This is a genomic window from Superficieibacter electus, from assembly GCF_002915575.1.
Lineage (GTDB): Bacteria > Pseudomonadota > Gammaproteobacteria > Enterobacterales > Enterobacteriaceae > Superficieibacter > Superficieibacter electus.
Window position 1 is genome coordinate 46,619 of sequence record NZ_PQGD01000029.1, and the last position, 11,131, is coordinate 57,749.

The following is an 11,131-nucleotide window of genomic DNA, read 5'->3' on the forward strand; positions in this document are numbered from 1 at the left end:
AATTAATTAAATAAAAAGAAAACGCTTGCTTATTTTTTATTATTAAATATAAATTTGATTTTTATTTATTTGATAATATATATTCATTTCATAAAAAACAATAAAGGAGAATAAAAATGAAAAAACAAAACCACTCAACCCTGACAAGTTACCTCTCTAAAACAAAAAAGAATACAGATCTCTACCGTCTGTATAACCCTCACTTCTCAGTATTCTGTAAAAACAGCATTGAAGATCATGTTTTTTATCTTAATTATTTTTCCAGACATATGGTGACGGAAAGAAACATTTTGACCATATTTGCTATCCATACCTTTTTCTCTTATGGCATGGACAAAAAAGAGACCATAAAATCCTTTATTCGCTTCCTTAAAGAGGAGAATAACGACGCTTTTTATCAGTCATTTTCTTTTCGTGGCTGCAATATCATTTACACAAACAAAAAAAGAGAAGTGAAAGAGATCTCATGGTTTTCCTTTTCACGGATCTATGACGAGATCGTTAAGATAAAAGAATATGAATACAACAATAATACCTGGCACAAAATGGCCGCTTAAAAAAGGAGAACCCCCATGAGTAACTATATAGAAGATAATTTATTTGACAGCAAATCTAAAAAAGACGTCCAGAATTGCATTGCTACAGGCATTGACATTAACACACTAAATGAAGGCGGTGAAAACGCCCTTTTCGGTTGCGACAGTATCGGGGCTTTAAAAGCCATGATTGAAGCAGGCATAGAGCTGAACCATACAGATTGTTATGGTAATAATGCCCTGTTTAGCAGAAAAAGCCCACGGGCACTGGGGCTATTGATAAAATCAGGTATTAACGTTCACCACAAAAATAATAAAGGCCAGTCCTGTCTTCACTGGCAGCACTACGATATAGATTGTGCGGAACTCCTCATTAACGCGGGCGTTGATATCCACAGCACTGATAACGAAGGACAAACGCTTCTTTACAACCTCCACGATCATAACATTTTTGATTACTGGGTAAATAAAGGGTGTGACATAAACCACAGAGATTATAATGGCAAAGCGGTGCTGGAGCTTCCGACTGACGACGAGTGGTGGATATATGATTTCAGTATTAATGCCCTCAAACGCCATGTTGATAGAATAGACAGCACGCCAGTTTTATTTAAACATGTTTCAACTGAGGCTTTGCCTCTAATTGCTTTGCTTCATGAAAAAGGGCGTAATATCCTTATCGCTGAACACTGTTCCTTCGCATTATATGTCAAAAACATGAAGTCCTTCTTTACCTCCCTGAAAAAATATACCGATATCAGTCATGTTCAGTTTTATAATTGTTATCATGATGAACATATTGGTATCTACACCGGCATAGAGAGAGTGAAATGGTTTATTCGAAATGGTATCCGAATGGACGACGATATACTCAGACAGCGTTCTGACTCTGATAAGATTTTTTCTTATATCGCAGGGAGAGAGAAAAAAGATCTGTTAAAAGAAATGAAGCCAGAGATCCCCCGTGCACCTTTGCGAAAAAGACTCTAAAATTCTGGAGTAAACAACCCTTTTCTTAGTCTGAAAGATTTTATTTCATGATCATTAATCCGATATATCCTCGTGGGTATACTATTTGTCAAATGGTATACCTTTTTTAATCCAGCCAATTAAATTATTTACCCCGTAACAGCTTGACTTATTCACTTCATCGGTTATCTGTAGTAATAAACATGCAATAAAAGGATAACTATGAGCAGTGACATGAGTAATGATGATGATATAACCAGAGTATCAAAACGCGGTAAATTCCATACGGACAAACTTCCTGAGAATGAAATACGACATTACTGCGTCAGTGTCAGATTAAATGAAGAAGAGTTAATTATTCTCGACAGTAAAAGAGGTCAGTATAAAAAAGGAGAATGGCTCAGGATGGCTTCCCTGAATAAATTCCCGCCGGTTCTGCCAGAAATCAATCGTGAAGCATGGATTAAACTTGGCAGCCTTTCACAGGATTTAAACCACCTGCTGAGTCATCTCGACAGCAAAAGCTCTGACAGCGAACTGACCCGAACAGAACTCTTTGCCCTGCGCAGACAAATCAAAACGCTTCGCGATCACCTTATTCCTTCAGCCTTTCTGGATCCAAATCAATGAAAGGCATGCAGAAAATAAAGCGGGGTAAACAATTTACAGGTGTAGTTCTCTATAGCCTGAAGTCAGGCTCTCACCACAAAATCACGCCTTATGTCATCGGTGGTAATATGACCGGAAGTACTGCTGCTGAGCTTATCAGTGAATTTGAAGGCACCCGACTGCTGCGCCCCGACGTCGCTAAACCTGTCTGGCATAATTCGCTTCGACTGACCAAAGGAGAAACACTGTCAGTCAGACAATGGGCGGCATTTGCTGACGATTACATGACACGGATGGGGTTCACTGACACTCACCTTCGCTGTTATATCGTGCACGACGATACTGACGGGCAGCATATTCATATTCTTGCCAGCAGGATTGATATAGCCGATGGAAAGTTGTACCTGGGAAAAAATGAAAATCTCATCAGTACCCGGATTATCAGCGAACTGGAGAAAGTCCACAAACTCACTCAAACCACACCTGCCACCGGTAGTCAGCGTCAGGAGAAAAGAAAGCCTTCCCGCAATGAGCTGATGATGGCTGAACGAACGACAACTCCCTGCCCTAAGTCCACTCTGCAGAGCCTGATTGATAATGCGTTAACCGGCCGTCCCGATTTACTGACTTTTATCGATATGCTGGAACGGAAAGGTGTGACCTGTAAACCCAATATCGCGTCGACAGGAAAAATGAACGGCTTTTCATTTCAGTACCAGGGCATTGCCTTTAAAGCTTCTCAGTTGGGGAAAAAATATGGCTGGTCTTCCCTGCAAACACTGATTGATTTTACACCGGAGCATCTGACTTTACTGAAACAAGAGCAAAACCCAACAGAGCCTGCTTCTGTGCCAGTGCCATCATGCAGACCTGAAAAACAGACTGTAAACCGGGAAACAATCCTCGAGAAAATCCATCAGCTTGAAGAAAAAATTTGTCGGGAAAGACAGCAGGAAACCGTGGGTATCATTCAACTCAGGAGCAAACTGCACAGTACAGCTCGTCAGATACCCCCCCAGCGTCGTCTTCAGTCGTGGCTTTTATTACTCAGTCATATTGTTGTACTTCTCAAACGTAGGGGGCTGTCTCTGCTGAATGCCACCAGACATCCTTTCCGCCAGATCCTGCACCTGGAGTTGTTGACCCCTGTTCATTTCAGAGCAGTTCATTCTCTTAAGGAACAAACAGTTAGCAATCACACTCATCGCATACCATAATTCAATTAGTACATAAATCAAGGATAGTCAATAAAATATTGATCGTTTATATAGATCGATAATATAGTTATGATAGTTATAACCTATCATAAGAGATCCATCGATCGGTACAAGCAATTTTACTAAAGAGGATCATTCAACGAAAATGCTCAAAAAGACATCATCTTAAATCAGGCCCCGGAGTCGCAATGAGTAACCAGACCGTTCAGTGCCCCTTCTGCTTTACACAAAGTCCCCACGGCGTGCGGATTTGCAAAGGCTGCCATGCAAAAGTGGCCTATGGTGAAAGCCCGCTCAGTGTGGCATTCCTGTTTCAATTCGTGGCATTAGCTCTCGCTTGGTTAGTATTTTCATTGACCGGCAGCACTCCTACCTCAGTCATTACTTTTTTTGCCAGCGTCATTATTCTTCTCTGCATTATAAAAAAGAAATATGCAGACAGAGTCGTTTTTATACGGTGATATTAATTTCGCACCACCGCAAACATAAAAATTAAATTGAGAGAACTTATGAACAGACTCATTGCTTCTGTATTTTTTATTTTTACTTTCCTTATCGCTGGATGTTCAACATCAGGCAATCAGCATCTTAAAAATGAAACATCACAAAGTCTGCAGTCAAAAATTATCAAAAATAAAACAACCAAATCAGAAATAACGGCCAGTCTGGGTGAACCAGATACCCGGACCACGCTGGATGATGGCAATGAAGAATGGATGTACACGATGGATAACAATCAATTCGATGCCACCACATTTATTCCCGTGATTGGGCTATTGACGGGGGGTTCACAGACGCAGGCCAGAACGCTGGAAATCGAATTTAAAGGCGAAACAGTCAGCAAGTGGTCGTTCTCTGAAAATAACAGCAGAATGAACACGGGTCTTATTCAGTAATTCATCCTACAGCCAGGAATCAATTTATGAAAACCTCTGCCGTTATCACACTCGTTACCGCTGTCTTTTTGCTGAGCGGCTGTAACAGTGAGCCCTCTGAACAGGATCTTTATAATGCCATGAATAAGGTCGTGGAGCAGACGAATGCCATCGTTAAATCCATAGCAGGTAAAGATGTCCCGAAAGACGCACTGCGGGAATTAAAATCTGTCAAAAAGCATGACTGCGTAGAAGTATCGGATAAAAGCTATAAATGTAATGTGACGGTTGTTGTTGATAACGAAAAGCGTACTGCTGCTGTAATCCTTGTCAAAACGGATGATGGCTGGCAGGTCGTTGATAAGTAAACCTACCGTAAAACCATCACGACAGGCGGGACACCGAATGGGTGGCCCTGCCTTTTTTATTGCATCTGGTGTCCTGCCGGATACGCCAGCTCCATTTATCTCCAGTATCCCATGCCCTATCCACGCCGCTGTCGCTGTCACAGTCTTTTTCTGATCACTGAGCCAGGAGGAGTATAAGCCAGAGAGCCTGTAATGCGTTTCTTTTCATACTGTGCCAGCAAATCAGCATAAATATGCTCTGCTTCATACAGATTGCCTGAAATATAATTCACGAGTGAATTCAGGCAATGCAGCAACGTGTCGCTATTTGCAAGCTTCCTGAGCAGCGTTGTGTTCAGGGTCGAAACGACTCCTGTAAACATCTGCATAATATTATCAACGTGATAACAAGAGTTGCGGTACTGCGCCCGTGAATAAAAATACTTTAGATGATACCCAGCGAAGAGAACATAAAGTTTTTTATAAAAGGTATTGTTATTAACGCTGTTGTGATGATGGGTTATAAATTTATCAACAACATGTATAAATTTTTCTTCCTGAGATAAAACACTAATAGCACTCATGATTTCCTCCATTTTTTGTTTTTATAATTAAGTACTATCATCTTAAAAATTAAAATCAATAGTAAAATGGAATATTTTATTATTTATATATGTTTTTCTTCTTCCATAAATAAAAAACAGCTTTTACTGTGGAAATGTTTTGTCTTACCGATTGCATTACTGTTTCATATTTCAATTATCTGAGTTATTTCCCTATTGCAGATAAGAAACCACAGGAATATTTTTGAGAGCGTGCTACGCACTGGCTTACGCCCTTACTACCGATAAATGTTAATTATTTTTACCGAACAATTGAAAAACCGTAATTTTGTTTCCCTAGCAGCGCCGCTGAGTGCCCGCAGCACTCACTCGCTGAAGCAGAAAGGATTTTTCCGAAGGGTCCCGGCGTGAGCCGTAGTCAGCAAACGGGTAAATCATGTATCTGTGTTCGCTTTCCCGATCAACTCAGCCTCCTGATTTTTTGCGCGAAGCGTATTTGTGCTGACAGCTAACCCCATTTGTCTGAACTTCTGCGCGAAGCGTATTTATACTGACAGAAAACACTATAGCAATGTTCTGAAGCCCAATGGCGCAACACACAGTTGGGCAGGCTTCACTTAAGAAATGATATTATTTAAGAAAAGCAATAATAAAAGTGTTTTCATCAGGTACACCAAGGCCTTGAGTATCGATCTAATGCAAAACTGTGGTTTCTTATTTCTTTATCACTCTTTTATCTTGCAGATAAAAATCGAAAATTACATAATAAAATCATATATTTACACAAGATCTGCCGTTATTGATTTCAGCACCAAAAATTATCAATCACATAACAGGTGATGGTTAAATTTAGCACCCCTTGTTTTAAATTCTACAACCTGTTACCACCACAAAATAACGGATAAAAAATTCAAGTAAAATATAATTAAAATAATATTACCAAAGCCGTTGACAAATAAATTAAATATGCCATATCTGTAATGATAACAATAAAAAAGGAGCCATTATGTCAATCACAAGTGTTGTATTAACTAAAGAACAAAAATCCATTATTGCAGAAGCATTAGAGGTTATGCCCGAAGATCTGGAAGAAATAAAAATTAAAGCAAACAGCTATAAAAAAACGTCATTCAGAGACGATTTTTCAATGATCTTCAAAGGTAATATGGCTACACTCGCCAGAATGGATTTGACGCCCACAGCATTTAGAATTGTGCTTTATCTCTTCTCAGCCATTGATTATGGAAATATTATTCCTGATTTTTCACAGTCACGTACTGCCAAAGAGCTTGGGCTGAATAAATCAAATGTTTCACGTGCATTCAAAGAGTTATTTGGGAGGAAAATACTTATTCGTGACACCATAGATAATCAAGTATACCTGAATTCAAATTTGTGTGTTAAAGGAATTCCTCGTCGTTTCAATGAGGATCTGATGGATAAATTCAGAAAGTCCAGACTGGAGACAGAAGACTTTGCCAATTCGTTTAATTTTTATCGTGCAGGGAACAAAACCAAGCCAGTTAAAAACTCCAGAAGACGATATCCTGCAGACGGCATTCCATTTTAAAAAACATTACAGCGTGGTAATTTTCTACACGCGAGTGAAAACTTTAACAAAACAAAGGATATCTATATGCAACAAAGACTCTCCACTTATCTTCAAAAGAATAAATCATCAGCTGAAAGTCATAATCTGTATAATACTATTCACTATGTATTCTGGTTGCTTACATTAATCGCGTCGTATACACCAGATAAGAGCATAGTTTACCTGAGTTTTCATCGCGCTACATCCATTGCACAGCAAGAAGGGTTACAAAACACACCTGCCCATTTTATAAAACCATCGATAAATTGATTGATGTTAAGGTTATTATGCCTACTGAATTAAAATATCAGTATCGTTTAAACCCTGTATTTTTCAGTTTTCTAAAAAAACAAACAGCAGGAAATAAAAGCCCAGGATATTATTACCCCTATAATATTTACTATAGCAAAACCAGATGACCACGATCAAAAGAACATAATTTTCATATATTATAACCAGTTGAATTTAAATGATAGGGTACAGACTTGTGCTGTCTGTACCCATGATAATTTACTACAGACCTTACATCTTTTTATCCACATTATTATTTATGGCACTATTTTTTTCATTGACAATTTGCTCAATACACATTCGTAACTCATCATTAATGGTAATATCTGTACCACCCTCGACGAGTATAGAACACAACACATAAAGAAGCACGTGCTCAAACGCTATCTCTTCGACTGGATCTACATAATCACAATAGGCCTCAATAGCTTCATACAAGCTATTCGGTGAAGCTACAAATGCACATACAAAATCTTTATCTTCCGGCACTCTGATAGAATCATTCATTTTAAATCCCCTATTCTTATTAATATATAGTGTCACGGCGAACTATCATAATAATATTCCCCCATAACTATTTTTATTACTTCCTAATACGAAAGCCTGACCTAATACTACTTATGACATATCAGGTGGCCCTCTGCTCACTGCTGAATATCGCCATTTGTTTTTACATACTAAATTTAATATATTCATCGTTAACCCCGTAATCAGGCTGCATTATTACGTGAACGTTCAATTGCAGATGCGATCCATTCATCAATTTCACTTTCAACAAATGCAATTGCACGCGAACCAATTTTTATTGGTTGTGGAAATAAACCTTCGTTGATTAGACGATAAATCCAGGCTTTACCATAGCCGGTTTTATTCATAACTTCAGGAAGTCGGAGCAGGCGTATATTTTTATTGTTCATTTTGTTTTCCCTTTGTCGTTGTAATGGGGTCACTATACGAACAGTTGGGAAAAGAAAGGAGCGAGCTTCCTAACTGCAGGGTCATGGTCTGCCCTGCAGTAGTAGACTTCGGGAATTTGGGATCAGTTAGAATCAGAGAGTTTCATCACATCTGAAACTCTCATGTTTTTCAGGTGGGGATTTCGGTTCATGAAAAAATTGAACTGCCTAATGAAGTCTATCGTTGCAGCTTTCATCGCAAGTGGACGATCTGAGTCTTTAATGTGATACCCTAAACGGATAGTTGTTTCTTCATCTTCATCAGTATAAAGAAGCCGGGAGAGGCGATCATCTGAGATTCTTAGTTCTTTCCTTTTTGCCCAAAGTAAGATGTCCAGCATCGCAATCAACCTATAATTTATGATTTTTTTAATGGTTCCATAGCCGAAACGAACGATACCGGTTTCATTAACTTCCACTCCTTTGACCGATCTCCATTGTGGCAGGGCCGCTTTTATCGATTCGGCTATTTCATCGTCAGTACCACTACCAAGATCGATTTCAAGCAACACCGTTTTCTCGCATAAGGGGGACAAGAGTTGTGACACATAAGCTTCGTGATGAGGCGCATTAACACAATATTCATCGTTTCCTTCCTCCCAGGTGAAAAGATTGACACTAAGGGCCATCACACTAAGTTCAGCAAGCCTGGTGATATCGGTGATAAAAATGTGTGGAGGACTGTAGAGGGTATAGTTAACGGTTGGATAATCGAGTTGCTTCCCTTTGAATAGATGGGGGTTCCCACTGAAAATTTCAGTCATGTACACCCAAAGCCCTTTCTTTTCTTCTTCAGTAGGACATGGCTTGTACAGAAGTGCTCTTGCCCAAAGTTCGTGATACAAGGCATTTAAACTGATGTCTTCGAGCTTGCGATAGTTATCTATGTCAAGCCAAGCTTTGATTTCTTTAGTATGCTCTGGTGACCAGTTTTTCAAAATTCAAATCTCCTGCCTTCTTAAAGATTTAAGTCATACGAATACATTTCATTTAGTTTGAAAAAACTACCGTATTCACTAATCGATGAAAAGCAGTTCCTGCTTGCAAGTTAACCTAGACAGAAGGAAGTTGGACTGAGAAATTTGTTAACTTTTGATGCATCTTGCCAAGGTCTACATCCTGGCAGGGAAATGGCCCGACTACACCCTGCCTCTTACTTTACTCTGGGCGTATCTTGTCGTTGTTCTCGACCTGTTCGCCAGAAAACCCAGAGGGGTGGGCAATGAAATTCAATTCTCACCTGAGAGCAAACTTGCCATCAGAGCACTGGAAATGGCGTGGGAGCGCCATGGGTCAACAACGGGTAAAAAGTGATCCACATACCGCACCACCTACGGTCTAGTGTTGATCCACCTTGTTTACTCAGTATTAGTTTCAGCGATAACCCCGGCTTTCTGTTTTTGCTTCAGTCGATAGCCTTCTCCTTTTATTTGCACGACGTGTGTGATGTAAAATCCAGTTCAACATTGCCGATGTAATGGTAGCATCTCCCGCGAAGGTTTAGTCCTATAGTCCGGACGGCAGGTTACAGGCGTAAATTTACGGCAGGTGTTTCTGATGTTTCCATGGGTGGTTTGTTAAAATTTTACTTCCTTACATCAGAAACGCCTGTCCCCTCTGTTGCATTTCTCAGAATTTCTGATATCTAATGAATTTAAACATTTTTTCATGGGGGTGTTTATGGACTTAGTTACGTCATTATTACAAAGGGGATTATTAGAAAGGGCATTAGACCTTGCCATTTCTGAATCATTCTTCAATCCAAGATCACCTGATGATATAAAGCATGCTTTAAAAGCTGGCTATGATATTAATGCTGTTAACAGTAACGGCAATAATGCCATTTTTGGCTGTAGAACCCCTGAAGCACTGGATTTTCTGCTCAGCCATGAAATTAATGTGCACCATATTAACGAGCAGGGACAAAATGCTCTCTTTCATCAAAAAAATCCCGAAATACTAAAGAAGTTGATTGAACTAGGTTTAGACACCTCGCATACAGATGCTAAAGGCTATACCTGCATTTTTGCACATTACATGGATGCTGAAGGGCTACAAGTTTTACTTAATGCCGGTTGTGATATAAATCACGTTGATAACAAAGGAAGAAATATTCTCTTCCTGCCCCTCTCCCCGGAGGTTTTATCCATAGCAATAGATTCCGGATGCAATGTCAACCATATTAATCATGCAGGAAAAGGTTTTATTGAAGAGGAATATGACGATGAATTGCATAATATCATTCTCCGCCATATTCATAAATTTGAAAGAAGAACGTTGCATGTCGATTTCTGCAATACCAACTCAGTATTATTTTTATATGAGCTCTCTGAATATGGATTCAAAATAGAGCTCAATAAAGATCGTTTCGTAATTAACAGTTACATTAGCGATTACAAAGATATTTTAAGCACTCTTGATTGTATCAGTGACATTCAAGATGTTAATTTCTATAATTATGACGGTGGCCCTCTTTACAAAGATATCGATAAGAGAATTGTAAAGTGGATGATAAGAAATGAGTTCCTCATTGATCTAACCAAAATTTCTGATGATAAGAATTATGATGACATATTAAAATACAAAACCAGCCATGAACAAAAAGAAATATCTAGGCATTTAAAACCTGCTAAAAATAAATCTACTATAGTCAAAAACGGTGGAAGGCTGTGAGATTTTATATATGTATTTCATTCGCATTCATTAAACATACTGTCTCAGTATGAATAAAGAAATTCAGCATCAACTTTATTGGGTGTTGATCTATGATGCGTATGGTACTAAGGGTCAGACTCCCCTGCCCGGTGATGTAAAAGTTGTCGGCAATTTGAAAATATCCCTTATCGTTTAGTGAACTTGCCTATCATTCTCCGAACGATTTTTGTTATAAGCACTCGCGCTGAATCATGGGACTTATGGAAATATAAAAATGAGATTAAATCTTGTTATATGGATTCAGCAACTGCCCATTGCTGATAGCCAGTATAAATGTCAGGCCAATTCTGAACTCCAGATTGTGCTCTCGCGCCCAGTTTTGCATAAAAATAGTGGCTTTGTTGAATAAATCGAACTTTTGCTGAGTTGAAGGATCAGATCACGCATCTTCCCGACAACGCAGACCGTTCCGTGGCAAAGCAAAAGTTCAAAATCACCAACTGGCCCACCTACAATAAAGCC

The 11,131-nt window shown here is 39.1% G+C and carries 14 protein-coding genes and 2 pseudogenes; 11 read left to right on the forward strand and 5 right to left on the reverse strand.

The genetic code is table 11. The features are described 5' to 3' along the window. Nucleotides 1-116 precede the first annotated feature (116 nt). The 7 genes from CHU32_RS24805 (at nt 117) to CHU32_RS24835 (ending at nt 4,574) form a co-directional block, all read left to right on the forward strand. Nucleotides 117-557, forward strand: coding sequence for a hypothetical protein (locus CHU32_RS24805; protein WP_032625822.1), 441 nt, complete (start codon nt 117-119; stop codon nt 555-557). A 15-nt stretch (nt 558-572) separates the two neighbouring features. Further along, the gene (locus CHU32_RS24810; protein ID WP_032625824.1) at nt 573-1,526 is read left to right on the forward strand and encodes an ankyrin repeat domain-containing protein; all 954 of its coding nucleotides are present in this window, start codon (nt 573-575) and stop codon (nt 1,524-1,526) included. A 201-nt stretch (nt 1,527-1,727) separates the two neighbouring features. Continuing rightward, nucleotides 1,728-2,135, forward strand: coding sequence for a hypothetical protein (locus CHU32_RS24815; RefSeq protein ID WP_032625827.1), 408 nt, complete (start codon nt 1,728-1,730; stop codon nt 2,133-2,135). Continuing rightward, nucleotides 2,132-3,331, forward strand: coding sequence for a relaxase/mobilization nuclease domain-containing protein (locus tag CHU32_RS24820; protein ID WP_032625829.1), 1,200 nt, complete (start codon nt 2,132-2,134; stop codon nt 3,329-3,331). Before CHU32_RS24815 ends, CHU32_RS24820 begins: the two co-directional genes overlap by 4 nt. Nucleotides 3,332-3,519: 188 nt before the next feature. Then, nucleotides 3,520-3,792, forward strand: coding sequence for a hypothetical protein (locus tag CHU32_RS24825; protein WP_032625830.1), 273 nt, complete (start codon nt 3,520-3,522; stop codon nt 3,790-3,792). A 48-nt stretch (nt 3,793-3,840) separates the two neighbouring features. After that, nucleotides 3,841-4,227, forward strand: coding sequence for a hypothetical protein (locus CHU32_RS24830; protein WP_032625831.1), 387 nt, complete (start codon nt 3,841-3,843; stop codon nt 4,225-4,227). Between the two features lie 26 nt (nt 4,228-4,253). Further along, nucleotides 4,254-4,574 carry a hypothetical protein gene (locus CHU32_RS24835; protein ID WP_032625832.1) on the forward strand — a complete coding sequence of 107 codons (321 nt, stop codon included), beginning with the start codon at nt 4,254-4,256 and terminating at the stop codon, nt 4,572-4,574. 137 nt (nt 4,575-4,711) lie between these two features. On the opposite strand, the gene CHU32_RS24840 is transcribed toward CHU32_RS24835, so the two are convergent. Further along, complete coding sequence (locus CHU32_RS24840) at nt 4,712-5,137, reverse strand: hypothetical protein (RefSeq protein ID WP_032625833.1); 426 nt, start codon at nt 5,135-5,137, stop codon at nt 4,712-4,714. A gap of 985 nt (nt 5,138-6,122) precedes the next feature. Between CHU32_RS24840 and CHU32_RS24850 the strand changes: the two genes are divergently transcribed. Continuing rightward, entirely contained in the window at nt 6,123-6,686 is a 564-nt protein-coding gene (locus CHU32_RS24850) for a helix-turn-helix domain-containing protein (RefSeq protein WP_032625838.1), read from the forward strand. 543 nt (nt 6,687-7,229) lie between these two features. Here CHU32_RS24850 and CHU32_RS24860 read toward each other — a convergent pair. The 3 genes from CHU32_RS24860 to CHU32_RS24870 all read right to left on the reverse strand — a co-directional run bounded on the left by CHU32_RS24860 (nt 7,230) and on the right by CHU32_RS24870 (nt 8,892). Next, complete coding sequence (locus CHU32_RS24860) at nt 7,230-7,505, reverse strand: hypothetical protein (protein ID WP_032625841.1); 276 nt, start codon at nt 7,503-7,505, stop codon at nt 7,230-7,232. A 203-nt stretch (nt 7,506-7,708) separates the two neighbouring features. After that, the gene (locus tag CHU32_RS24865) at nt 7,709-7,915 is read right to left on the reverse strand and encodes a helix-turn-helix transcriptional regulator (protein ID WP_032625843.1); all 207 of its coding nucleotides are present in this window, start codon (nt 7,913-7,915) and stop codon (nt 7,709-7,711) included. A gap of 122 nt (nt 7,916-8,037) precedes the next feature. Continuing rightward, on the reverse strand, nt 8,038-8,892 hold the full coding sequence (locus CHU32_RS24870) for a DUF6387 family protein (RefSeq protein WP_032625845.1): 855 nt from the start codon (nt 8,890-8,892) through the stop codon (nt 8,038-8,040). Between the two features lie 226 nt (nt 8,893-9,118). Between CHU32_RS24870 and CHU32_RS28990 the strand changes: the two are divergent. Then, nucleotides 9,119-9,247: pseudogene (locus CHU32_RS28990) on the forward strand (IS3 family transposase); the annotation flags it as partial. Between the two features lie 65 nt (nt 9,248-9,312). Here the strand turns inward: CHU32_RS28990 and CHU32_RS24880 are convergent. Beyond that, nucleotides 9,313-9,454: pseudogene (locus CHU32_RS24880) on the reverse strand (ATP-binding protein); the annotation flags it as partial. A 180-nt stretch (nt 9,455-9,634) separates the two neighbouring features. Between CHU32_RS24880 and CHU32_RS24885 the strand changes: the two are divergent. Beyond that, a complete protein-coding gene (locus CHU32_RS24885; RefSeq protein WP_032625850.1) occupies nt 9,635-10,627 on the forward strand; it encodes an ankyrin repeat domain-containing protein in 993 nt (330 codons plus the stop codon). Nucleotides 10,628-11,035: 408 nt separating this feature from the next. Further along, a partial coding sequence (locus CHU32_RS28995) for a hypothetical protein (RefSeq protein WP_047353200.1) occupies nt 11,036-11,131 on the forward strand: 96 nt, incomplete at its 3' end.